This window comes from Corynebacterium sp. UD i78 (genome assembly GCF_056280545.1).
Genome location: NZ_JBWCED010000001.1, coordinates 2,416,347 through 2,439,869, shown reverse-complemented (window position 1 = coordinate 2,439,869; position 23,523 = coordinate 2,416,347). Strand labels below are relative to the sequence as shown.

Annotated in this window: 16 protein-coding genes; 6 read left to right on the top strand and 10 right to left on the bottom strand. The window is 68.3% G+C overall.

The annotated features are described in order from the left end of the window. Positions 1–90: 90 nt before the first annotated feature. Positions 91–3,717 (bottom strand): proline dehydrogenase family protein, encoded by a 3,627-nt coding sequence (locus ACZ9GM_RS11435; protein ID WP_476037889.1) that lies wholly within the window; start codon positions 3,715–3,717, stop codon positions 91–93. A gap of 93 nt (positions 3,718–3,810) precedes the next feature. On the opposite strand from ACZ9GM_RS11435, the gene ACZ9GM_RS11430 reads away from it, so the two are divergent. Beyond that, positions 3,811–5,358, top strand: a complete 1,548-nt coding sequence (locus tag ACZ9GM_RS11430; RefSeq protein WP_291475780.1) for a GntR family transcriptional regulator — start codon at positions 3,811–3,813, stop codon at positions 5,356–5,358. Positions 5,359–5,519: 161 nt separating this feature from the next. On the opposite strand, the gene cydC is transcribed toward ACZ9GM_RS11430, so the two are convergent. The 5 genes from cydC to ACZ9GM_RS11405 form a co-directional block, all read right to left on the bottom strand. Further along, complete coding sequence (cydC, locus tag ACZ9GM_RS11425; protein ID WP_476037888.1) at positions 5,520–7,160, bottom strand: thiol reductant ABC exporter subunit CydC; 1,641 nt, start codon at positions 7,158–7,160, stop codon at positions 5,520–5,522. After that, on the bottom strand, positions 7,157–8,713 hold the full coding sequence (locus tag ACZ9GM_RS11420) for an ABC transporter ATP-binding protein/permease (protein WP_476037887.1): 1,557 nt from the start codon (positions 8,711–8,713) through the stop codon (positions 7,157–7,159). Before ACZ9GM_RS11420 ends, cydC begins: the two co-directional genes overlap by 4 nt. Beyond that, positions 8,710–9,798, bottom strand: coding sequence for a cytochrome d ubiquinol oxidase subunit II (cydB, locus tag ACZ9GM_RS11415; protein ID WP_476037886.1), 1,089 nt, complete (start codon positions 9,796–9,798; stop codon positions 8,710–8,712). Before cydB ends, ACZ9GM_RS11420 begins: the two co-directional genes overlap by 4 nt. 1 nt (position 9,799) lies before the next feature. Then, positions 9,800–11,434: a cytochrome ubiquinol oxidase subunit I gene (locus ACZ9GM_RS11410; RefSeq protein WP_476037885.1), complete on the bottom strand. Its 1,635-nt coding sequence runs from the start codon at positions 11,432–11,434 to the stop codon at positions 9,800–9,802. Positions 11,435–11,993: 559 nt separating this feature from the next. Continuing rightward, positions 11,994–12,263, bottom strand: coding sequence for a metal-sensitive transcriptional regulator (locus ACZ9GM_RS11405; RefSeq protein WP_291475770.1), 270 nt, complete (start codon positions 12,261–12,263; stop codon positions 11,994–11,996). An 81-nt stretch (positions 12,264–12,344) separates the two neighbouring features. On the opposite strand from ACZ9GM_RS11405, the gene ACZ9GM_RS11400 reads away from it, so the two are divergent. From ACZ9GM_RS11400 to ctaD, 3 genes are all read left to right on the top strand, one after another. Beyond that, a complete protein-coding gene (locus ACZ9GM_RS11400) occupies positions 12,345–14,546 on the top strand; it encodes an MMPL family transporter (RefSeq protein WP_476037884.1) in 2,202 nt (733 codons plus the stop codon). Between the two features lie 100 nt (positions 14,547–14,646). After that, positions 14,647–15,606 (top strand): LysR family transcriptional regulator, encoded by a 960-nt coding sequence (locus ACZ9GM_RS11395; RefSeq protein ID WP_476037883.1) that lies wholly within the window; start codon positions 14,647–14,649, stop codon positions 15,604–15,606. A 152-nt stretch (positions 15,607–15,758) separates the two neighbouring features. Then, entirely contained in the window at positions 15,759–17,465 is a 1,707-nt protein-coding gene (gene ctaD / locus ACZ9GM_RS11390) for an aa3-type cytochrome oxidase subunit I (RefSeq protein WP_476037882.1), read from the top strand. A 255-nt stretch (positions 17,466–17,720) separates the two neighbouring features. Here the strand turns inward: ctaD and ACZ9GM_RS11385 are convergent, their stop codons facing one another. Both ACZ9GM_RS11385 and ACZ9GM_RS11380 read right to left on the bottom strand, forming a co-directional pair. After that, on the bottom strand, positions 17,721–19,130 hold the full coding sequence (locus tag ACZ9GM_RS11385; protein ID WP_476037881.1) for a lipase family protein: 1,410 nt from the start codon (positions 19,128–19,130) through the stop codon (positions 17,721–17,723). Positions 19,131–19,188: 58 nt separating this feature from the next. After that, positions 19,189–19,842: a hypothetical protein gene (locus ACZ9GM_RS11380; protein WP_476037880.1), complete on the bottom strand. Its 654-nt coding sequence runs from the start codon at positions 19,840–19,842 to the stop codon at positions 19,189–19,191. 179 nt (positions 19,843–20,021) lie between these two features. Between ACZ9GM_RS11380 and ACZ9GM_RS11375 the strand changes: the two genes are divergently transcribed. Together ACZ9GM_RS11375 and ACZ9GM_RS11370 are read left to right on the top strand one after the other, a co-directional pair. Beyond that, a complete protein-coding gene (locus ACZ9GM_RS11375) occupies positions 20,022–21,020 on the top strand; it encodes an alpha/beta hydrolase-fold protein (RefSeq protein WP_291474543.1) in 999 nt (332 codons plus the stop codon). A gap of 61 nt (positions 21,021–21,081) precedes the next feature. Next, positions 21,082–22,521, top strand: a complete 1,440-nt coding sequence (locus tag ACZ9GM_RS11370) for an MFS transporter (RefSeq protein ID WP_476037879.1) — start codon at positions 21,082–21,084, stop codon at positions 22,519–22,521. Between the two features lie 30 nt (positions 22,522–22,551). On the opposite strand, the gene ACZ9GM_RS11365 is transcribed toward ACZ9GM_RS11370, so the two are convergent. Beyond that, complete coding sequence (locus ACZ9GM_RS11365; protein WP_476037878.1) at positions 22,552–23,070, bottom strand: hypothetical protein; 519 nt, start codon at positions 23,068–23,070, stop codon at positions 22,552–22,554. A gap of 26 nt (positions 23,071–23,096) precedes the next feature. Then, positions 23,097–23,411 (bottom strand): YbjQ family protein, encoded by a 315-nt coding sequence (locus ACZ9GM_RS11360; protein ID WP_291474540.1) that lies wholly within the window; start codon positions 23,409–23,411, stop codon positions 23,097–23,099. Positions 23,412–23,523 lie beyond the last annotated feature (112 nt).

Here is a 23,523-nt window from a genome sequence, read left to right as displayed (position 1 = left end):
ACAGATCGGGCCAACAGTGCCACGGAACGGGCTGAATGTCGGCGCAAACCCGGTAGGGGACGGTTGGCCCGGTGGGGGAATGCCGGGAACCTACCCCTTCAGCTCGGTGGCCAGCGCGTGGAAGGCCGGGGCCGGGTTGCCGAAGCGGTGCAGGGTCATGGCGAACGCCTGCTCCTTGAGCCACAGGCGCAGCTCCACCCGACCTGAGGCGGTCACCTCGTCATCCAGGAGAGCGACCTCGGGGCGTCCTGCCATGGTCTTCTGCGTGGCGGCAGGCACCGAACCGACGTAGCGGACGCGGGCCGAGGCGTCATCGTCGAGGGCACCGAGGTGCAGCTGGGCGGTGAAGGTGTCGTCGTCCAGCACAGTGAAGGTGAAGCCCAGCTGGCCCGCGGCGGTCAGCACCGAGTTCACGTCCGCGGACACCGAGGGAGCGGCGATGACCTGGACCGTCGCACCGGCGCGGGACGCCGCGACGAGGGCACGCGCCACCTTGACCGCCGTGGCGTCCGCGCTGACCCGCAGCACGACCTCCGCCGGACGGTAGCGGAAGATGTTCGCCTCGGACTGCAGGCCCGAGAGGTCGCGCGGGGTGCCGAACTCCTCCGACCAGGCAGCGGCGTCATCCACTGCGGCGGTGGTGAGCCACGCCAGATCATCGGCGGACAGGGCGTGCTCACCGTGGGACACGGCGCCGAGGAAGGCGTCCACCGCACCGGAACCGGTGGCCACACCGACCTCGACGGGCTTGGTCACGGCGTCGGACCACGTACCCATGAGCATGACGTAGTTCGGGCCGCCGGCCTTCGACCCCAGGCCGACCGAGGACTTCTTCCAGCCGCCGAAGGACTGCCGCTGCACGATCGCGCCGGTGATCCCGCGGTTGACGTAGGCGTTGCCGACGCGCACCTTGTCCGCCCACTGCCGCACCTCCGCGACATCGAGGGAGTGGATGCCGCCGGTCAGGCCGAAGTCGGTGGCGTTCTGCAGCTCGATGGCCTCCTCCAGGGTGTCGGCGCGCATGAGTCCGAGCACCGGGCCGAAGACCTCGGTGAGGTGGAAGAAGGACTCCGGCTTCACGTCCGCCCGGATGCCCGGGGACCACAGCCGCCCGGTGTCGTCGAGCTGCCGCGGCTCCACCAGCCACTTCTCGCCCGGCTCCAGGGTGGTCAGCGCACGCTCCAGCTTGTCGGACGGCAGCTCGGTGAGCGGTCCCATCGTCGCCCGCAGGTTCGTCGGCCAGTCGACGATCATCGACTTCGCGGCGTCCACCAGCTGGCGCAGGAACCGCTCCGACTCGTAGACCGTGCCGACGAGAATGCCGAGGGACGCCGCGGAGCACTTCTGCCCCGCATGCCCGAACGCGGACGCCACCAGGTCGGCGACAGCCAGGTCACGGTCGGCCGAGGGGGTGACGATGATGGCGTTCTTGCCCGAGGTCTCGCCGTTGATCTGCAGGCCGGGGCGCCAGGAGCTGAACATCGCGGCGGTCTCCGAGGACCCGGTGAGGATCACCCGGTCGATGCCCTCGTGGGAGACGAGGGTCTGCCCGACGGACCGCTTGGCGGGGTACACACCGCGCAGCAGCTCACGTGGCACACCGGCGTCCCACAGTGCCTCGAGGATCTCCATGGAGCAGTGCGGGGTCGGCTTCGACGGCTTGTGGATCACACCGGCACCGGCGGCCAGCGCGGCGAAGGTACCGCCGGCCGGGATGGCCAGCGGGAAGTTCCAGGGCGGGGTCACCAGGACGACGCGGTCCGGGGTGAAGGTCGCGTTGCGGACCTCGGCCAGGGCCTCGGCGCAGTGCGCGTAGTAGCGGGCGAAATCGATGGCCTCGGAGATCTCCACATCGGCCTGCTGGACGGACTTGCCGACCTCGGCGGCGGCGACCGAGATCAGGTGTCCGCGCCGGTCGGCGAGGATGTCAGCGGTGCGGTACAGGATCGCCGCCCGCTCACGCGCTGGACGCCCGGCCCACTCGACGGCCGCGGCGGCGACCGAGGTCACCAGGGGGTCGATGTCGGCGTCCTGCACGGATTCCGGGGTGGTGAGGGCGTCGAGGAAACCGTCGGAGGTGGCGTCCGCGATGGCGGACGCCGCCCACGCCTGGTTGGCGGGCAGTGACGGGTTCGTGTCCGGCTCATTGGCGAAGGCGGGCAGCGGGGCGTCGGCGTAGGACGCGGCGGTGGCGTCCTCCAGCACCTCGGCGCCACGGTCCTGCAGGTGGTTCGGACCGGGGGCGGTGTAGCCGTCGTGGGAGAGCAGCACCTCCAGGTCGGCCAGCGAGGCGCGGAACCGCTTCTCCTCGCGGCGGAAGGTCTCGTTGCCCGGGGCGATGTCGAAGACGCCGGACATGAAGTTCACCGTCGCAGAGTTCTCCTCCAGTCGCCTGACCAGGTAGGACACCGCCACGTCGAATTCCTGGGGGCGCACCGCCGGGACGTAGAGCAGCAGCTGGCCGACATCCTGGCTCACGGCCTCGGCCTGGTCGTTGGCCATGCCCTGCAGCATCTCGAACTCGACCCGGTCAGCCACGCCACGCTCGACGGACAACGTGTGGGCGAAGGCGATGTCGAAGAGGTTGTGGCCGGCGACGCCGAGGCGCAGGCCGGTGAGGTTCTCGCGGTGCAGCGCCCAGTGCAGGACGCGCTTGTAGTTGGCGTCCGTGGCCTGCTTCGAGGCGCAGGTGACGTTCGGCCAGCCCTGCATTTCGGCGTGGACGGTCTCCATCGCCAGGTTCGCGCCCTTGACCAGGCGGACCTTGATCCCGGCACCGTCGTTCTCCACGCGCTGCGCACCGAAGGCGGAGAGTTCCTGGATCGCGCCGAGGGCGTCCGGCAGGTAGGCCTGCAGCACGATGCCGGCCTCAAGGTCCTTCGTCTCGGGCAGGCTGAGCAGGCGTTTGAAAACGTCGATGGTGAGCCGGAGGTCGTGGTACTCCTCCATGTCGAGGTTGATGAACTTCGAACCCTTCGGCGCCTTCGCCGCCTCGATATACAGCGGGGCGAGGCGGTCGACGACGTAGTCGACGGACTCCTCATAGCCCCAGAGGTTGATCTGGGACGCCACGGAGGACGCCTTGATCGACACGTAGTCCACATCGGGGCGGGAGACGAGGCGTCGGGTCTCGGCGAGGTGGTGGTCGGCCTCCTCCTCACCGAGCACGGCCTCACCGAGGAGGTTGATGTTCAGCCGCTGGCCGCCGGCGGTGAGCTCGGCGACGGCCTTGCCCAGCGGCCTGTCATTGGCGTCCACGATCATGTGGCCGACCATCTGCCGGATGCGGGACTTCGCCGTGGGGATGACGATCTGTGGAAGGGTCGTGGCGAGTACGGAACCTGCTCTGATCTGCGCCCGATCGAGCCAGGAGAGGGTCTTCGGGGTGATCTCGCCGAGGTCGGCCAGGGCCTTCGCGGCGGCGTCCCGGTCCTCGGTGCGGACGACGCGGTCGACGAAGCCGACGGTGAAATCGAGGCCGTTCGGGTCGGAAAGGACGGCGGCGAGGCGCTTGGCCGCACCGGTGTTCCTGCCACGGGTGGCGTCGGACCGGGCGGCGGTCAGCCAGGTGGTGACCTTCGCGGTGGCCTTGTCGGCGAGCTCCGCGAGGCCGGCGATGTCCGCCGGGTCGACCGCGGTGTTGACGGCGGTGGCGGTGTGGGCGGCGTTCCGGGCGTTCTGGGCGTTCTGGGCGTTCTGGGAGTTATTGGTGTTCATGGGGGCAGTCTGCAGCTGAATCCGGTGGGGTGAAAGTGGGGCGGGCAATGAACCGTGGTTTATGAGTCAGAAATCTGTGGAAGACTGTTCTGCATGGATAAAGGTCGGCAGGATCCGCATCGGGGGCGCCCCCGGATCCAGGAGCAGGCGGACGCCATCGTCGCCGGTGTGCTCGCCGGTGCGGGGCCGCGCGTCGGCAGTCGGGAGTACTCCACCCGCCGGATCTCGATGATGACCGGTATCAGTCAGCCTCTGGTGAGCCGGTCGATGCGTCGGATCCGTGGGGTCGGCGACGGGGAAGGTGGTCCCGGCGCCCCCACTGTGCCCGATCTGTCCGGCCTTTCCGGGCGCCGGACGTTGCGGCTGGCGGCCTTTGTCGTCGACTTCCCCCGGATCCGTATCGACTTCACTGACGGTGGCGAGGATGTCGTCGGTGAGGTCAGGGCCTTCGAGCGCCGGGCCACCGCGGTCATGGCTGCACTCCGGATCTCCGGGGCGGACACCTGGCCGACCACCTGGCGTGCGCCGGGGGCCGAGGAACTGGAGCGGGCCTGGGATGCTGACCGCCCGGCAGAACAGCCCTCGGCGGACCCGGATCCGGAGCTGGGCCCGGGGTCGGTCCGGGTGTACTGGGAGCCGGGCCGCCAGTCGTGGGAGGTGTTCCTCGCGCGGATCGCCGGGTTGTTCGGCGCCTGCGGACGCTCGGTGGACGCGGTGCCCGGCGCCCTGTTGACCGCCCTGTCGGTCCGGGCGGGGCAGGGGCTCCACGGGGTGCGGTGGAGTCGTCGGGGCGTCGTCGAGGGGCCCGGCCAGGGTTACGGTGAAGTTTCACCGACCGCAGGAAATGACCCTCATTCTGACTCAGAACGATCGGCGTCCCCGCCCTACCCGACACCGGTCGTGGGTGAACTCTCGATGGCCGAGCAGGTTGCCATCGCCCTGCGCAAGGAGATCACCGATGCGGGGTACTCGGCCGGCGACCGGGTGACCAGCGTGGTTCTGGCCACCCATATGGGCCTACGGCAGTCGGCGGTGCTCGCGGCGATGCGCCGGCTCGTCGATGACGGCCTGCTGGTCTCCCGCAACGGCGTGTTCTCCCTGCCGCTGGTCACCGGTGCCGACATCATCGACCTCTACGCCGCCCGACTGCAGGTCGGCACGGTACTGCTGCGGGCCTGTGCGAGCCGTCCGCGGTACCGGCTGCTTGCCCCGCAGACCGCCCTGCGGACCCTCGAGGCCGCGGTCACCCGGGGGGACGCCGAACGGGTCGACCAGGCTGACCTGTACTTCCAGCAGGAACTCGCCGAGGCGTCCGGTCTGACGCAGTCCGCCCGGACCTTTCATTCGCTCACGCTGCGGCTGCAGATGTTCATCTCGGTGCTGCAGCTCAACTACGGCCAGGCGGTGCCCCGCATCCTCGCCGACGACCGGCGGATCATGGCGGCACTGATCACCGGGGACGCCGAGGTTGCGGTGTGGACCTGGCGCTCGAAGCTGGACAACGCCGTGCGGCACATGAGTGCGGCATCCCAGGTGGGAGGCGGTGGTGCCCGGAGCGGTTCAGGTGGGGGTTCAAGCCGTGCCGGTCGCACCGGGATGCGCTTCGACGTGTCCCTGTGGGAACGGCTGACTGAAGGGTGAGCCGGCGGGGCCCCGCCCGGCCAAACGCCCGTCCGCTCAAACATTATGCATGCTGTGACGGGGACTATGGAACCCGGAAAACTCTTTGACCGGTACGTTTCATGTTGGTTGGCGGTGTTGAGAGTGCACAATGTTGCCGCGCCTGCTTCGGACGCCTGTCTCTACCGCGGGTGCCGCACCACGACGAGCGTCCGCACCGGCCGAGTCCCCGGCAGACGGTCGGACGCCAGCAGCTCGTCCAGCTCGACGGTCCCCTCGGCGTCCAGGTGCTCGAAGGGCTCGTCGAGCAGCAGCACCGGGGCATCGGTGAGCAGCATCCGGGCCAGCAGCAGCCGCCGACGCTGCCCACCGGACAGACTCTCCACCCCGTCGACCAGCATGGTGGACAGTCCCCCAGTCAGTCCCCCAGGCAGTCCGGCCACCCACCCGGACAGCCCCACGGCCTCCAGGACGGACAGCATGAGGTCGTCCGGGGCATCCGGCGCACCGACGGCGAGATTGTCCCGCACGGTCGTGGCGAAGATGTGCGCGTCCTCCGGCAGGTAGGCGACCGTCCGGTGCAGCAGCTCCGGGTCGATCCCGTCGACCAGCACACCGTCGAGGGTGACCTGCCCTTCCCGCGGCGGTAGCAGCCCCGCGAGGGTGAGCAGCAGTGTGGTCTTTCCGGTACCGGACGCCGCGGTCACCGTGTGCCGCGACCCGCAGGGCAGGTCCAGGTCCACGGTGCCGAGCGTCCTCCCATGGCCGTATCCCAGACCGGACGCCCGCAGGTGCGGGGTGTCGGAGACATGGGTGGAGCCCACCACCGCAGGTACCGGCAGTTCCTCCGGGTCGGTGAGCGCGGAGAGGCGGGTGGCTGCCCCGGTAGCCCTCGTCGCGGCCTCAGCGGCCTCGGGCAGGGCAGAGGTCGCCTCGAAAGCGGTGGTGGCCAGCAGCACGAGCACCCCGAACCACTGCGGGGAGTGCACCGGAGCCCCACCGTCGAGGTAGCCGACGGTGGCAACTACCAGGACGCCGACCACTGTCGCGGCGGAGGCGAACACGGACAGTCCAGCGCCGGCGGCCCGCGCCGGGGCGCCGGACTCCTCGGCCGCGGAGAGCCCCCGGGCGGCGTCCCCGGCCTCGGCGAGGGCAGGACGCAGTGTGCCGCGCACCCGCAGAGCAGCAGAGTCGGTGAGCACCCGGTCGACTGCGGCGGCCCAGCGCTCACCGGCCCCGGCCCGGCGGGCCTCGGCGGTACGGACCGACCGGGAGACGGCCCAGGGGGCACCGATGCCGGCGACGAGAAGTCCGCAGGTCAGGACTGTCGCGGCGGGGACAGACAGTGCCGCGGTGAATCCGACGGCGAGAATACCGGTGGTCGCCGCGACGAGGGTCGGGACCACGGAGCGGACGATGACGTCGGCGACGGCGTCGATGTCATCGGTGAGGCGGGTGACGAGCTCACCCCGCCCCAGCGCGGCGGTCCGGGACACCGGTGCCCCGGCCAGCCGCCGGTACGCCGTGGCACGGGCAGTTCCCGCGCAACGCAGTGCGAGCCGGTGGGACGCCAGCCGGTCGGTGTAACGGAATGCCGCCCGGGAGATGCCGAGTGCGCGGACCGCGGTCACCGCCACGGTGAGGTCCATCACCGGTGGCATCTGCCAGGCGCGGGTGATCAACCACGCGGAGACGACCGTCAAGGTGAGGGACGCCAGCAGTGTCGCCGTCCCGGCAGCGACCGGTCCCACCAGGTCACGGGTCCGCAGCCCGGTCAGTGGCCGGGCGGTCCGCAGGGCGGTCAGTGTGGTTCGGGTGCTCATGACCTCACCTCGATCCGGTGGTCGGCGGCCGCGGTGACGAGCGGGTCGTGGGAGGCGACGAGGACTGTCGCCCCTTCGGCGGCGCGCCGGGTGAGTGCGTCGAGCATGAGCTGCGCGTTGGCGGTGTCGAGGTGGGCGGTCGGTTCGTCGAGGAGCAGCAGGCCACGGCCGGTGGCGCGTCCCCGGTCGAGTTCGGCGGTGAGCGCGTGGCGTTGCCGCTGGCCCAGGGAGAGGCCGGAGGTGTCGCCGACGGAGGTGGCGTCCACGGTGTCGAGGACGGGTCGTTGCGGCAGATAGGAGGTCCGTTCCCACAGATCAGGGCCGGTGAGGGCGGTGCCGGAGTCGGTGACCGTGGCGGTGCCGTCCACCCCCTCGGTGGCGATGCCGAGCAGGGCGAGCAGGGCGGTGGACTTGCCGGCCCCGTTCGGCCCGGTGAGCACGGTGAGCTGACCGGGGCGGGCGGTACCGGTGATGTCCCGGGGGTGGTCCCCGTCGCGCCCGGTGGCGTGCAGGTGCCGGAAGGTGACGGTCAGTCCGGGCCAGGCGGGATCACCCGTGGCTGTTGACGTGACTGTTGACGTGGCCGGGGCGACCGGAGCGTCCCCGCTGTCCAGCAGTGTGAGGATCCGGTCGACGGCAACCATGCCGTCACGGGCGTCGTGGAACCGGGCACCGACCTGGCGGACCGGGGTGTAGACCTCCGGGATGATGATCATCACCGTCAGCCCGGCGGCCAGCGTCATCGACCCGTCGAGCAGGCGGAAACCGATGCCGACGGCGACCAGCGCGATCGACAGGGTGGCCAGGAACTCCAGCACCATCGACGAGAGGAAGGCGATCTGCAGGACCTGCACGGTGGACCGGCGGTGGCGGTCGGACAGTCGTTGCACCTCGGCGACCGGGGCGTGGAGTCGGCCGAGGGCGCGCAGGGTCGGCAGTCCGGAAACCAGGTCGAGCAGCTGGTCGGAGAGGATGCCGAGGGCGGCGAGCTTCTTCTCGGTGCGTCCGGCGGTCAGCGTGCCGACGAGCCACATGAACACCGGGATCAGCGGCAGGGTGATCACCGCGATGAGGGCGGAGCCGGCGTCCAGGAACCACACGACGAGGAGCACAGCCGGGGTCGCCAACGCAGTGGACACCAGTGCGGGCAGGTATCCGGTGAGGTAGGGGCCCAGCCCCTCGACCCCGTCGGTGAGCAGGGTGCGCCAGGTCGCCCGGTCGACGGTGCGGGGGTCGCGGTGGGCCAGCGTGTCGAGGGCGCGGAGCCGCAGGTCCTCGGTCGCCTGCACCGCAGCACGGTGACTGAACCTCTTCTCCGCCCACGCCAGCCCGGCCTGGACCGGGACGAGGACGCAGAGGGTCACCAGGGCGGCGCGGTGGCCGGCGGGACCGGTGTGGTCGGTGACGACCGCGGCCGCTGTCGTCCCCAGCAGGACGCCGGACGCCACGAGTGCGCCGGTGCGCAGGGCCGTCACCACCGCGAGGAGGACGGTCCACCGCCGGGTCGGGGTGGAGAGGGACAGCAGCCGGGGGTCGACCGGGCCGGTGCTCATGACCGGCCCCCCGACGCCGGATCCGGCACGGACCCCGTGACATGTTCCGTGACCGGCTCCGCGGTGATCCGCTTCCGGAAGACCCAGTACGTCCACGCCTGATACGCGATGACGAGGGGCACGAGGAACAGTGCCGCCCAGGTCATGACGGTGAGCGTGTAATCGGCGGAGGACGCGTTGCGGATGTCGAGACCCACGCCGTCAGCCAGGGTGGTGGGCATCAACCACGGGTAGAGCGACCCGAACAGCAGCACCACCGCGGCGACCACGGTCATGGCGGTGGCGAGGAATGCCACACCGTCGCGGTTCCGCAGCATCGCCGCCACCGCCACGAGGACGCCGACCACCGCGGAGACCGTGACAGCCCAGGTCCAGTCCTTGCCGTGGGAGAGCTGGGTCCACAGCACGAAGGCTGTACCGGTGACCGCGGCGGTCACGGCGACCGGGATGACCAGCCGGTCGGTGGTGTCCCGCAGATGACCGGTGGTGCGCAGCCGGAGGAAGCTCAGACCGTGCAGCAGGAAGATGCAGGTGAACGCGGCGGCGCCGAGCAGGGCGTAGGGGTTGAGTAGTCCGAACAGGGTGGACAGGCCGCTGTCCATGTTCTGGTCGGCGTCCAGCGGGACACCACGGACGAGGTTGGTGAAAGCCACACCCCACAGCACCGGCGGCATCCAGGAGGAGACGGTGACGGTGAGATCGCACCGCCGACGCCAGGTCAGGGTGTCGATCTTGGCCCGCCATTCCAGGGCGACAGCGCGGAGGATGAGCGCGACGAGGATGAGGAACAGGGGCAGGTAGAAACCGGAGAACATGGCGGCATACCAGCCGGGGAAGGCGGCGAACAGGGCACCGCCGGCGGTGATGAGCCAGACTTCGTTGCCGTCCCACACCGGACCGATGGTGCGGACCAGGCCGGTCCGTGTGGCGTCGGACGCGGCGTCGGGGTAGGCAGCGCCTTTCCTGCGTCCGGCGAAGGGCAGCAGCATGCCGACGCCGAAGTCGAAACCTTCCAGCAGGAAGTACCCGGCGAAGAGCACGGTGACGAGGATGAACCAGACGACGGGGAGATCGAGGGACGACATCTCAGGACTCCTTTCCGGTGGTGTCGGTGGTGGTGGAGGTGACAGTGGTGGTGCTGAAGTGCACGGGGTCGGGGGAGTCGGGGTCGGCGTCCTTCCCGGTGAGACCGAAGGAAGCGCCGACGGTGGCGGCGGGGTCCGGTCCGGTCTCCTGTGGCGGTCCGGCGAGGATCACGCGCCTGATCAGCCAGAACCAGATCACCGCCAGGACGGCGTAGAGAAGGGTGAAACCGACGAGGGTGACGATGACGGTCCACGGTGCGTGGTCGGAGACGCCCATGTCCACGGTCATCCGGATCATCTCGGTGCGGGAGTCTCCGACGGAGTCCGGGTTGGGGTGGATGATCCAGGGCTGGCGTCCCATCTCGGTGAAGATCCAGCCCGCAGAGTTCGCCAGGAACGGCGTGGGGATCGCGATGAGGCAGATCCAGCCGAACAGCGTTCCGGCCTTACCGGCGGGGACGCGGCCCTTGCGGGTGAACCACCAGCTGGCGGCGAGGAGGATGCCGGAACCGGCGAGCAGGCCGATCATCGCGCGGAATGCCCAGTAGGTGACGAAGAGGTTGGGGGAGTAGTTACCCGCGCCGTACAGCATCTCGGACTGCTGCTGCAGGTCCTCGACACCCTGCAGGGTCACGCCGTTGGATTTCCCCTCGGCGAGGAAGGGCAGTACCCACGGCAGTTCGATGAGGTGGGTGACGTTCTCGCAGTTGTTGTGCGTGCCGATGGTGAGGACGGAGAACATCGGGTCGGTCCCGGTGCTGCACAGGGACTCGGCGGACGCCATCTTCATCGGCTGCTGGATGAACATGAGCTTGGCCTGGATGTCGCCGGTGATGAACAGTCCGATCGCCGAGATCAGGGTGGTCCACCAGGCGAGACGGTGGGCGGGCCGATGTGCGTCATGCCGGTTGCCTGTGTCGGAGCCGTCGTCAGTGCCGGGGTCAGTGTCGGCGGTGGCTGTCCTGGCGGGCAGTTCACCGGTCTTCTGCAGGGCGAGGCGGGCGCGGTGGTCACGGACCATCCACCAGCCGGTGATGCCGAGGACGAAAGTGCCCGCGGTGAGCAGGGAGCCGGCGACGGCGTGCGGGAAGGCTGCCAGGGCGGTCGGGTTGGTCAGCAGTGCGACGATGTCGGTGAGCTCGGCGCGGCCGGTGTCCGGGTTGTACTCCGCGCCGACCGGGTGCTGAATGAAGGAGTTCGCCACGATGATGAAGTAGGCGGACAGGTTCACCGCTACCGCGACGATCCAGATGGACGCGGTGTGCAGCCAGGCGGGGATCTTCCCTGCCCCGAAGATCCACAGGCCGAGGAAAGTGGACTCCAGGAAGAACGCGACAAGCCCCTCGAGCGCCAGAGGTCCGCCGAAGACGTCGCCGACCATGCGGGAGTAGTCCGACCAGTTCATGCCGAACTGGAATTCCTGCACGATGCCGGTCGCCACACCCATGGCGAAGTTGATGAGCAGGACAGTGCCGAAGAACCGGGTGGCCCGGTACCATGCGGGTTTCTTCGTGACGTGCCAGAACGTCTGCATGGCGGCGACCATGGGGGCCAGGCCTATAGTCAGTGGAACGAAGATGAAGTGATAGACGGTGGTGATACCGAACTGCCACCGTGAGATGTCGACGACATCCATGCGTACCTCCCGGGGAAGGAATCTGGCCGGCACCGGTACGGCGCCGGAGGTGCTCTCAGACGAAATCGCCTGCACAGCAATGGTCGGACCAGTCGGCTGCAGAGTTCCTGTCGGGGGTGGGGGCTGAATTATGCGTCCCCGAACGCTGCTTATGCCCCCGGTTATAACCCCGTTTATTTCCCTGTTTTCAGTTGTGACTCACCGGGGCTGCCGGGGTGGCCCACGGGGCAGGTGAAGCGACCGCGTGAGGGCCGCGGCGTCGGGCAGGTCGGAGCATGTTCACATCACGCACCCGGAAGTTGGTGGGGAGGGGGCCAGAACAGCCTCAGGATGCGTGATGCCGACACTGCGGACATGTGGGAGATTTCCTCACTCCCCCGGTCAGACATTATGCATGCTGTAGCGGGCACTGCAGGATAAGAAAATCGCCGCGAACTGCACGTTTCATGATGGCTGACGGCGTTGAGAATGCATAATGTTGCCGACTGGTCGCCTCGGTCGCCTGGATCGGCCGCTGCGTCAGTTACGACAGTTACGTCAGTTACGTCAGTTACGTCAGTTACGACAGTGACAGGAACATCTTCTCCAGCTGCTCCTCGGACAGCTCCGGACTCTCGCCACGTTCGGCGGAGCGGATGCACTCGCGCATGCCGCCGGAGATGATCTTGACGCCTGCACGGTCCAGCGCCCGGGAGACGGCGGCGAGCTGGGTGACCACGTCCTGGCAGTCGCGGCCGGCCTCGAGCATGTCGATGACGCCGTTGAGCTGACCACGGGCCCTCTTCAGTCGGGCGAGTGCGGCGGTGGTGGTGTCGTCGTTGAGCTTCATGGTTGCGATCCTATACCCCCGTAGGTATCTTCAACTCTCACCGATACCCCCCGGGGTATATTGACGATGAAGGGAACCTCGATGACCACACGCGCTGACCGGGACGAACACGTGCCCACGACAGCAGTGGCAGCACCACCGGCAGCACCACCGGCAGTACAGACACCACCGCACGGCGTCCTGGCCCGGTGGGCCGCCTGGACCGCCATGCACATGAAGGCCGTCCTCGGCGTCTGGCTGCTCGTCCTTGTCGGCCTCGGCGCCGCAGCCCCTTCGGTGTTCAGCTCGCTGGCGGGCGCCGGCTGGCAGGCGAACGGCTCAGAGTCCGTCGCCGTCCGTGACCTCGCCCAGGAGCACTTCGGCGGCAATGCGTCCTCCGCGATCCAGGTCGTCATCCACACCGAGGACGGCACCATCGGCGACCGGGCCACTACCGAGGTCATCGAGGACGCCACCGGCCTGCTCAGCGCGGACGACCGGATCGCCGACATCATGCCGCCGACCCCCGGCGTCACCGTCAGTGAGGACGGGCGGACCGGCATCCTCATCGCCGGTGCCGCCGCCGACACCGACGACATGGTCCGTCTCGCCGACGACCTCTCCGACCGCATCACCGCCCTGGGGGCGGACACCATCGACGTCCTCCCCACCGGCCAGTCCATGCTGTGGAGCGACTTCAACCACGCGAACCACGACGCGATGATGAAGGCCGAGATGATGTCCTGGCCGGTCACGCTGCTCATCCTCGTACTGGCCTTCGGCAGTCTCGTCGCCGCCGGCCTGCCGCTGATGCTGACTCTCGCCGGCCTCGTCGCGTCCGCCGGCGCCCTGGTGCTGCTCAACATGGTCACCCCGATCTCCGTGTGGGCGATGAACTTCGCGCTGATGTTCGCCCTCGCCCTCGGCATCGACTACGCACTGTTCCTCGTCGCCCGGTTCCGCGACGCGCTGCGTCCCCACGGTGGCTCCCGACCATCCACCCGTGACGCTGTCGCCGTCACCTACGCCACCGCAGGTAAAGCTGTCCTGTTGTCCGGCATCACGGTGCTGGTCAGCCTGTCCGCCGTGCTGCTCGTGCCCGCCCCGGCGGTCCGGACCATGGCCGTCGGCATCATGCTGGCCGTGGTGTTCGTGCTCGCGGCGTCCTTCACCCTGTTGCCGGCCGTCCTCGGCGCGCTGGGGGAGAAGGTCAACGCCGTCTCCCTGCCGTTCGCGACGAAGCAGGAGCACCGCTCACCGCTGTTCGCCCGCTGGGCCGGTGTGCTGCAGCGCCGCCCGCTGGTCGCCGTCCTCGGATCCGCGGCCCTGCTCGTGTTGCTCGCACTGCCGGTTCTCGGACTGAAGGTCGCCATGCCGTCGATCGCGGTCGTCCCGGAGGACGCCCCGGTCCGTCAGGGATACCACCTCGTACAGGACGCCATGGGCGACGGCGCCCCGGGCATGCTGCAGGTCATCACCGACGCAGAGGACGCCGGGACCGCCACTGACCTTGCCACGTCCACCGACGGGATCGCCGCGGTCACCCCGGCCATGCCCGCCGGTGACGACTCCGGCCTCGTCATGTTCCACGCCGTGCTCGAGGTCGATCCCTCGGACGAGGAGATGACCGGCATCCTCGCGGACCTGCGGGCTGATCTGCCGGAGTCTGCCCTGGTCGGCGGTGCCCCGGCGGAGAACATCGACCTGCAGGACGCACTGGACGACTGGTTGCCGGTGATCATCGGTGTCATTCTCGTGCTCGGGTTCCTGCTGCTGCTCGTCGCCCTGCGCGCCCCGCTGACCGCCCTGGTCGGTACCCTGGTCAGCCTGCTGTCCACCGGCGCGGCGTTCGGCGTGGCCCGGCTTGTTTTCCAGGACGGGCACCTGTCCGGGCTTTTCGGCTTCGAGCCGCAGGGCTTCCTCGACGGCTGGGGTCCGGTGTTCTTCTTCGCGATGATCTTCGCCGTGGCGATGGACTACACCGTGTTCCTGCTGGCCACGGTGAAGGAACACCACGAGAAGACCGGGGACGCCCGCCTCTCCGTGACCGAGGGCATGGCCCGTTCCGGGCGCATCATCTTCGCCGCGGCGGCGGTGATGGTGGCGGTGTTCTTCACCTTCGCCCTGGCCGAGCCGTTGCCGCCGAAGGAGATGGGCATCATCCTCGGCACCGCCGTGCTGCTGGACGCCCTGCTGGTCCGCCTGGTGCTGCTGCCTGCGGTGATGCTGCTCGCAGGACGCGCCGCCTGGTGGTGCCCGGCATGGCTGCGGAGGATCCTGCCGGACGTGTCCTTCTCCCACTGACCGGGGCGGAGCCGGCATCTGAGGACCGCTTATGACCTCTCAACGACGCTTATGCCTGTTCTCGTCAACCTCCAGTACACAGACATAGGATAAAAGCATCATGAATGGTCGCCTGTCCCTCGAATCGCTGCGCTACGCCGATGCCGTCGCCGACGCCGGCTCCTTCAGCGCCGCCGCCCGACGCTTCAACGTCACCCAGCCCGCCCTGTCCTCCTCCATCGCCAAGCTCGAGGAGTACCTCGGCGGACGCCTCTTCCTGCGCAACCCGCGTGGCACCTCGCCCACCGCTTTCGGCACCGCGATCCTGCCGCGGATCCACCAGGTCATCGTCGACCTTGAGCGCGTCGAGTCCGAGGCGGAGACCTTCGCCAGCGCCGGCCACGGCACGATCCGTGTCGGCACCTCACCGCAGATCGAGAAAGCTCTCGTCGCCAGGCTGCGCGGCATCGTCTACGGTCCCGAGGCCTACGGGTCCGGCCGCCCGGGACGTCCCGGCCACCCCAACCAGCACGGCCGCGACGCGACCCTCCTCGAATCCGAGCTCGACCAGCTGGAGGAGTACCTGCAGGTCGGCGTCCTCGACATGATCATCGTCCCGGCGCTCGGCCTGCTGCCCTCCTACAGTCACCGGCTGATCAACTCCGACTACCTCGTCCTCGTCGACGAGAACGCCGACCCGGCACTCTCGCCCGCAGAACAGCCGCCGGCCACCGTCCGCGAAGTCGCCGACCGAGAACTCATCCTCTCCCGCAACGGCTGCGGCATCACCCGTACCATGCAGGCGCTGATGGACGAGGCCGGGCTGCCGCTGAACCAGGCGGAGATCGAGGTCGCGAACTGTTCCACCCTGTTCAGCTGGGTCGGCCGCGGCATGGGCTCGGTCGTGCTGCCGGAGCGCAATGTCACCCCCGGCACCCCGGTCCGCCGCATCGTCCGGGACGACGGCACCTACGCCGAGATGTTCAACGAGATGATCTGGGACCCCGGTTCACAGGACGCCGTCTACCTCGACGGTCTTGCGCGGGCCCTTGCCGAATCGTCGGCGTCCCCGGCATCGTGACCCCATAAGTGCCGCTGCTAACCCCATTAATATCAGCCCTCTACCTGCGATGATCGGACAATCATAGCGTTGTCGGAAGACACTTGCGGTGAACTGTCCCCGTTCCACAACCGGGGACGCCAGGTCCACCGCGCGCACCAGGAGGTAGACCAATGACAGCGGTAGCTCCGCGGGAGGACGCCGGTTCGCCGGTCACCACCGCACGGCCCGCACCCCAGGGCGGGAAGTCCCTCAAGGGCTTCCATGCGTGGGACATGCTGACCACCACCGACCACAAGAAGCTCGGGATCATGTACATCGTGATGTCCTTCTGCTTCTTCTTCGCCGGCGGACTCATGGCACTGCTCATCCGGTTGGAACTGTTCCACCCGGGCATGCAGTACCTCTCCAACGAGCAGTTCAACCAGCTGTTCACCATGCACGGCACCGTGATGCTGCTGCTCTACGGCACCCCGGTCGTCTGGGGTTTCGCGAACTACATCATGCCGCTGCAGATCGGCGCCCCCGACGTCGCCTTCCCCCGCCTCAACGCCTTCGGCTTCTGGATCACCACCTTCGGCGGCATCATCATGCTCTCCGGGTTCCTCACCCCGGGCGGCGCGGCCGATTTCGGCTGGACGATGTACATGCCGCTGGCGGACGCCATCCACAGCCCCGGCGTGGGCACCAACCTGTGGATCATCGGCGTTGGTCTGACCGGCGTCGGCACCATCGTCTCGGCGGTCAACATGATCACCACCATCCTCTGCCTGCGTGCACCGGGCATGACCATGTTCCGGATGTCCATCTTCACCTGGAACATCCTGGTCACCTCGCTGCTGGCCCTGCTGATCTTCCCGCTGCTGACCGCCGCGGCCCTGGGCGTGCTCTACGACCGCCTCTTCGGCGGCCACATCTTCGACCCGGCCAACGGCGGCGGCGTGCTGTGGCAGCACCTGTTCTGGTTCTTCGGTCACCCCGAGGTCTACGTCCTGGCCCTGCCGTTCTTCGGCATCGTCTCCGAGATCTTCCCGGTGTTCAGCCGCAAGCCGATGTTCGGCTACGTCGGCCTGGTCTTCGCGACGCTGTCGATCGCCGCCCTGTCGCTCAGCGTGTGGGCGCACCACATGTTCGTCACCGGTGCGGTCCTGCTGCCGTTCTTCTCCTTCATGACCTTCCTCATCGCCGTGCCGACAGGCCTGAAGTTCTTCAACTGGCTGGGCACGATGTGGAAGGGGCGGATCACCTTCGAGACGCCGATGATCTTCGCGATCGGATTCTTCGCCACCTTCCTGTTCGGTGGTCTGACGGGCATCATGCTGGCGTCCCCGGCCCTGGACTTCCATATCTCGGACACCTACTTCGTGGTCGCGCACTTCCACTACACGCTCTTCGGCACGGTGGTGTTCTCCTCCTACGCCGGCGTGTACTACTGGTTCCCGAAGATGACCGGCCGGATGCTCAACGAGAAGCTGGGGAAGATCCACTTCTGGCTGACCTTCATCGGCTTCCACACCACCTTCCTGGTGCAGCACTGGCTGGGCAACATGGGTATGCCGCGTCGCTACGCCGACTACCTGGAGTCCGACGGTTTCACCACACTGAACCAGGTCTCGACGATCGGCACGCTGATCCTCGGAATCTCGGTGATCCCGTTCATCTGGAACGTCTTCAGCTCCTGGCGTTACGGCGAGATCGTCACGGTCGACGACCCGTGGGGTTACGGCAACTCCCTGGAGTGGGCGACCAGCTGCCCGCCGCCGCGCCACAACTTCGACTCGCTGCCGAAGATCCGTTCCGAGCGGCCTGCCTTCGAGCTGCACTACCCGCACATGGTGAAGACGCTGCGCGAGGAGGCACACGTGGGACGACATTTCTAGGTTCCAGGTGTCGGTAACCGATCTGACATTCGGTCCGCGTCCGGACCTCGTGCCGGGTTTCCCGACCTGCCCCCGCCCCGACGCAACCTCCGGGTACCGGACAGAACTCCGGAAGCCACCTCCGGGCACGTCTCACCGGCAGCGGATCACCCCGTCAGCGCCCCGGCGGTGACGGCCCCGGCTGTCTCCGTGTTTCTCGGGCCCGTGGTCATGGCGCTGTCGAACCCGGCCTATGCGCGACTGGGGAAGGACTGACTACAGTTCGTTGCCCTGTGGCACGGTGGCGCAGTTGTTGGTGGTCGGAGTTCCGCTGAGCCTGCCCTCCAGCCAGAGGTAGCCTTCTACCGCCCACGGAACAGCCGCGATGACGTGGCTGGCGAACGGATACTCGCGGTACTCGACCTGTGTTCCCGCCTCGCAGTACTGCCGCACCAACGTGCGCACGTCTTTCGTCACCATGATTCCGTCGCCCGGGCCCACGGACGGGGAGGCGGGGGTTCCCTCGATCCAGCCTGCCGCACCCTGGAAGACGAACATGGGGATCCGCGGCGAGCCCCAGTTGCCCATGTTGATGTCGTCGATGACCGCCTTGACCTGCGGGGCGTCCTGCGGGGTGGGGTACTCCGGCTTCGCCAGGTCGGACCAGTGCAGGCCGGGGTACCGGGCCACGGATTCGACGATCGACAGGTCACGGACATCGTTGGCGACAGCCATGCCGTAGTCGTTGAAGTACTGGGAGAAGTCGATGTCGTAGGCGTCACCGAGGGCTGTCAGCGCCAGTCCGACCACACCGGACCAGAGGAGGCCGTCGCCGGCGTAGGAGAGGTTCTTCTGGGGGTCCACGAGCACACCACCTTGTGCGACACCGACGATCCGCTGCTCGATCTCCGGGGCGTATTCCTCGGCCCGGATCGCGGCCCAGTTGCTGGCGATTGCGCCGCCCGAGTAGCCGAACAGTCCGATCTGGTCGGTGGGGGTGATCGGGGAGGTCTCCGCCGCCGTGGCGGCCCGAAGGGAGTCCAGCGTGGCGGCACCGTAGGCGGGTCCGGCGGCGAAATTGGCGTCCTTGCCCTGGGTGTCTGCGACGATCACCGGGTGGCCCAGCGCCAGTGCCGGGACCAGGAAGCTGGTTTCGAAGGCCGGTATCAGGCCACCGAGGCTGAGGTTTCCGGCGATCATGCGAGAGGGGTTGTCGAGGGGGTTCGCCGAGTCGTAGAAGGACTGGTAGGAGATGACGTTGCCGTCGGACTTGGTGGGTGGATGAACAATCGAGGTGACGTTGGTTTCGTTGGCGCCCAGGGCATTGGTTGTGACGTAGAGGACCTGGGTGACCTTCACCGGGACCTCGAGGGTGGCGACGTGGTAGTTGAAGGTGCGCTCACGCAGGACGGTACCGGGTGCGAGGTCGGCGACGCCGGTGTCCCCGAGCTCCTCGGGGACCTCGTAGAAGGTCTTGTCGTCGGCGGGGTTCTGCACGTCGAGCAGGGGGCGGACTCCGTCCCAGAAGCCGCCGATGATCTGTGTCTGCAGCGGCAGGTCGGAACGGTCTGCCGGGGCGGCTGAGGCCGGTGCGGCGACGGCGGTGGCGAGGGAGACGGTGAGGACGGACGCCGCGACGGTGGCGGCGGTACGGTATGCGCGTCGAGGGCGCTGAGAGAACGTCATGGGCGGATAGTATTACGGCAGTAATTATGTCCGCAGCGTTTTAATTAGTTTTGCTGTTTCACTGTTCCAGCTTGACGCCCGGCCGGTCCGTGACCGGGAAAGTGTCCTCGGTGGGGAACCACGGACGGTCGGCGGCACTGAGGACCACGGAGCCGTCGATGTCCCCGTAGGCGGCGATGATCCGCCGGTCCGGGTCGCCGAACCCGTGGGGGAGCCGGTCGCCGTAGTGCTCGGCCAGCGCCTCGCCGGACGCCCGGACGTCCGGGACGCCCAGCCCGACCTCGACGACGCCGAGCAGCAGCGCCGGGGCGCCGGTGGTGTCAGGGGTGTCGTCGGCGGGACGGTGCTCATGCTCGACGAGTTCGATCACGGCGTCCTCCGGGCCGGTGAGGTAGACCGAGCGCATGGCGAAGGGCCCGTCTGGCCGGTCGACGGTGTCGGTGTCGAACTGCGTGGCGTAGTTGTCGATGGTGCCGGTGGGCACGGCGAAGGCCAGGTGGTGGGCCCGTTTCTGCGGGGTGCCGTTGTCCGCGTCCGGACCGGTCCGGACCGTGACGTCCGCCTCGGGAAGGTAGCGGAAGGACAGCGTGCTCCAGCCGACGGTGACGGCGTCGGGCATGACAGGGTGGGGAGGCACGTCCAGTTTCCGGGTCATCCACGCGGACCACCCGGACGGGTCGTGCACCGGAAGATCGATCTGTCGGAACCTCATGGCGGCCGAGGGTAGTTGAGGGGACCGGGCGGTGCCGGGGCGCTGTTCGGTTCTGTGGTTCATGAGGCGCGCTGTCAATAAATGAGGTTCCTGAGTCGAACGCGGGCTGTGAATACTGTTCCGCGACTCTGTTTTACGAGGTGTCACCAACTACGCTCGCGGCCGGAGGTTACTGACACATGACACACTCACGTTCCTATGTCGGACGGCACCGCCGTCCTGATCCGCGCCGCACCCGCGCTGCCGGACTCGCCGCAGCCACCGCCGTCGCGGCGTCCCTCACCGTTGTGCCGACGGTGATCCCGGCCGCTGCCGCGGACCCGGCCGGCTGCTCGGCGATCGACAACGGTGCCTTCCAGTGCACCGTCCACTCGGCGTCGATGAACCGGGATTTCCCGGTCATCGTCCGCCCGGCGCTCACCCCCGGCAACAACAGGGTCGCACAGTTCATCGACGGAGCCGACTCCGGCAACATCAACGGCTGGGTCTCCGCCGGTGGAGCTCTGCAGGCCCTCGCGGACGAGGACGCCACCCTCGTCTTCCCCGCGATGGACCCCTTCACCTGGGTCCAGGACTGGGACGGCGACCGGGGCAAGCAGTTCGAGACCTTCATGTCCCAGGAGCTGCCCCAGTACCTGCAGGAAAACTGGAGTGTGCCCAACGGCGGACGCGGCACCACCGGTGTCACCGGCCTCAGCTCCGGCGGATACGGGGCGATGAACCTCGCCGCGAACCACCCGGACATCTACAGCTCCGTCTACGCCCTGTCCGGTGTCTACGACCCGGGCATGCCGCTGCAGCGCGCGGTCGTCGACGGCACCGCCATGTTCAACAACGACTTCGAGGGCATCCCCTGGGCCAACGAGGGCGGACGCGTGGCCAACAACCCCACACTGAACATCGACCGGCTGACGATGCCGGTGATCGTCTCGGCGTCCTCCGGTGTGCCGAACCTCCTGGGTGACATGGGGCCGGACCCGATCGCCACCGTCGTCAAGGGCGGACCCTACGAGACAGGGTCGATGATCTTCACCGCCGAGTTCCAGGCACGCGCCGCACTCGCAGGACGGACGAACATCGAGTTCAAGTACGACCTCATCGGTGCGCACGCCTGGGATACCTGGCGCCGGGCGTCCTTCGACCAGGGCAACATGCACCAGTTCATCGCGAACATCTGACCGCGGTGACCACAGTGACCGGTTGGTGAATGCTCCGGTCAGGGGCATAGCGTAGGACCACGTGAGTCCCGTAACGCCGTCGCCCGCCTCCGACCAGCCACCACAACCACCCCGGGAGAACATCCCCTCCCAGATCACGCTGGCCCTCGGCACCGGCATCATGCTCCAGGCGCTGAACTCCTCGATGATCGCCGTGGCGATGGTCTCCATCGGCAGCCATTTCGGAGCCGGGGCGGAGGTCTCCTGGGTCCTCTCCGCGTTCTACATCGCCACCGCCATCGTCTCACCGATGGCCGGGGTGCTCGGCGTGGTCTTCGGTGCGCGCCGGGTGTACCTCGCCGGGCTGGTCCTCGTGCTCATCGGGTCTGTGCTCGGGGCACTGGCGCCGAGCCTCGGCGTCCTCGTGGCGGGACGCCTCATCATCGGTGTCGGCGTGGCGACGCAGATGCCGAACGCCATGACGGTAGTCCGCGTGCTGGCGCAACGGCACCGGTGGCGGACCGGGTCGGCGATCAGCGTGTTCACCGTGTGCGGCCAGGCGATGAGTGCGGTGGGTCCCTCCCTCGGCGGACTGCTCGTCGGTGTGGCCGGGTGGCAGTCCACACTGTGGATCAATGTGCTGCTCGTGGCCGTGTCCGGGGCGTGGGTGCTGGTCAAGGTGCCTCGCATCGCCGGGGAAGGACGCCCCGGGACGGGCCTCGGACGCCGCCTCGACATTGTCGGTGCACTGCTGTTCGGCGTGACCGTGACCATGCTCATGCTCTTCCTCATCTCCCTGACCGACGGCATCTCCTGGTGGACGCTGCCCCTGCTCGTCCTCTTCGGTGGCGTGTGGGCGTGGTGGGAGCTGCAGCGGGCGTCCGTGCCGTTCATCGATCTGCGGGCCGTGGCGGCGAACCGGCAGCTGGCGAACACCCTGGGGCGGACCATGGTGACCTATGCGGCGTTCTACTGCCTGTATTACGGGCTGCCGCAGTGGTTCGAGCAGGGTGCGGGCATGTCTGTCTCGCAGGCCGGCGCAATGATGTTCCCCATGGCGGTGGTGTCCGTGTGCTCGACCTTCGTCGCCGCCCGGGTGATCGCGGTGCGCGGGCCACGGGTGGTGCTGGGGATCGGCGGGTTCTTCCTGCTGCTCACCGGCCTGGCGCTCGCGCTGGTCGAGGACAGCTCCACTCCGGTGTGGGTGATGGTCATCGTCGCGCTCATCGCCGGTGTGCCCAACGGGTTCAACAACATCGGCAACCAGGGGCTGATCAACACCGTGACCTCGGTGGAGAAGGTCGGTACGGCGACGGGCATCTACAAGACCAGTCAGTATGTGGCGGCGAACCTGTCGGCGGTGATCGTGGCGCTGTGCATGAGCGTGGGCGCCGGCGACGGTTCAGCGGGTGCGACGGATGCGGGGCTGCACTTCACCGGCTGGGCGATCGCCGCGCTGGGCGCGGTGATGACACTGGGGATCATCTTCGCGCGGAAGATGCCGGTGAAGGTGCGGGCGTAGGTTCTGGTCGGGCAGAGACGGGCGCAGCCTCTACACCGGGTCGGGGAGGACGACAGTGCCGCCGAGGATCCTGGCGATGTCCTTGCACTGGTCGATGCTGATGGCGGTGTCCGGACCACAGTCGAAGAGCCAGTTGTTGCCGACGATCACGGCCGGGGACTCGTCCTGGAAGATGACGGACGCCGTCTCCGCGGGATGGTCGTTGAGGTAGATGGCGTGGATGCTCGGCTGGTCACGGTTCTCGCCGCCGCCGATCGCGGTGAGGCAGGAGGACGCCGTGCCGTCGACTTCGCCGGTGTCCCCGCTGTCGTCGCTGTTGTCGCTGTTGTCGCTGTCGTTCCAGACCTGGCACTCCCAGTCCGTGCCGGCGAGCTTGTCGCGGATCTCCGCGGTGGATTCGAAGCGGGGCAGATCCCCGGTGACGGCGTCAGAGGATTCCACGGTGGTGGGGGCGGCGTCCTCATCGTCACCGCCACAGGCGGCGAGAGCGAGGACACCACAGGTCGCGGTAGCGAGGGTGGCGGTGCGGAGACGGTGTGGTCGGTTCATTCGGTTGAGGTGACGCACGGCGTCCCTCAGAAGCGCACGGCGGTGCCGGCGGCGGTGACCATGACCATCCCGCCCTGGCCGAGGGACTCGTAGTCGATCTTCACACCGACGACGCCCTCCGCCCCGAGTTCGATGGCGCGCTGCACCATCTCGCCGAGGGCCTGCTCACGGGCACCGTTGATCTCACCCTCGTAGCCGGCGGAACGTCCGCCGACGAGGTTGCGGAAGCCCGCGCCGATGTCCTTGAACATGTTGATGCCGACGACGGTCTCGCCGGCGACGACGCGGATGTACTCGGTGACCGGCTTACCTTCGACGGTGCCGGTGGTGGTGACGATCATGGCGGGCTCCTCGGGGTCTGGCTGCGTTGCGGTGACGCGTTGTGTGACGCAGTTCCTGATGCGGATGACTGCCCCGAGTCTACGGCGGTGGGGTGAGGCCGGGCGGGTGGTT

Coding starts and splice junctions, on each gene's coding strand:
- ACZ9GM_RS11430 (WP_291475780.1), top strand. CDS start 3,811: ATGGATAAAGGTCGGCAGGATCCGCATCGGGGGCGCCCCCGGATCCAG.
- ACZ9GM_RS11435 (WP_476037889.1), bottom strand. CDS start 3,717: ATGAACACCAATAACTCCCAGAACGCCCAGAACGCCCAGAACGCCCGG.
- ACZ9GM_RS11360 (WP_291474540.1), bottom strand. CDS start 23,411: ATGATCGTCACCACCACCGGCACCGTCGAAGGTAAGCCGGTCACCGAG.
- ACZ9GM_RS11385 (WP_476037881.1), bottom strand. CDS start 19,130: ATGACGTTCTCTCAGCGCCCTCGACGCGCATACCGTACCGCCGCCACC.
- ACZ9GM_RS11410 (WP_476037885.1), bottom strand. CDS start 11,434: ATGGATGTCGTCGACATCTCACGGTGGCAGTTCGGTATCACCACCGTC.
- ACZ9GM_RS11380 (WP_476037880.1), bottom strand. CDS start 19,842: ATGAGGTTCCGACAGATCGATCTTCCGGTGCACGACCCGTCCGGGTGG.
- cydC (WP_476037888.1), bottom strand. CDS start 7,160: ATGAGCACCCGAACCACACTGACCGCCCTGCGGACCGCCCGGCCACTG.
- ACZ9GM_RS11405 (WP_291475770.1), bottom strand. CDS start 12,263: ATGAAGCTCAACGACGACACCACCACCGCCGCACTCGCCCGACTGAAG.
- ACZ9GM_RS11395 (WP_476037883.1), top strand. CDS start 14,647: ATGAATGGTCGCCTGTCCCTCGAATCGCTGCGCTACGCCGATGCCGTC.
- ctaD (WP_476037882.1), top strand. CDS start 15,759: ATGACAGCGGTAGCTCCGCGGGAGGACGCCGGTTCGCCGGTCACCACC.
- cydB (WP_476037886.1), bottom strand. CDS start 9,798: ATGTCGTCCCTCGATCTCCCCGTCGTCTGGTTCATCCTCGTCACCGTG.
- ACZ9GM_RS11420 (WP_476037887.1), bottom strand. CDS start 8,713: ATGAGCACCGGCCCGGTCGACCCCCGGCTGCTGTCCCTCTCCACCCCG.
- ACZ9GM_RS11400 (WP_476037884.1), top strand. CDS start 12,345: ATGACCACACGCGCTGACCGGGACGAACACGTGCCCACGACAGCAGTG.
- ACZ9GM_RS11375 (WP_291474543.1), top strand. CDS start 20,022: ATGACACACTCACGTTCCTATGTCGGACGGCACCGCCGTCCTGATCCG.
- ACZ9GM_RS11365 (WP_476037878.1), bottom strand. CDS start 23,070: ATGAACCGACCACACCGTCTCCGCACCGCCACCCTCGCTACCGCGACC.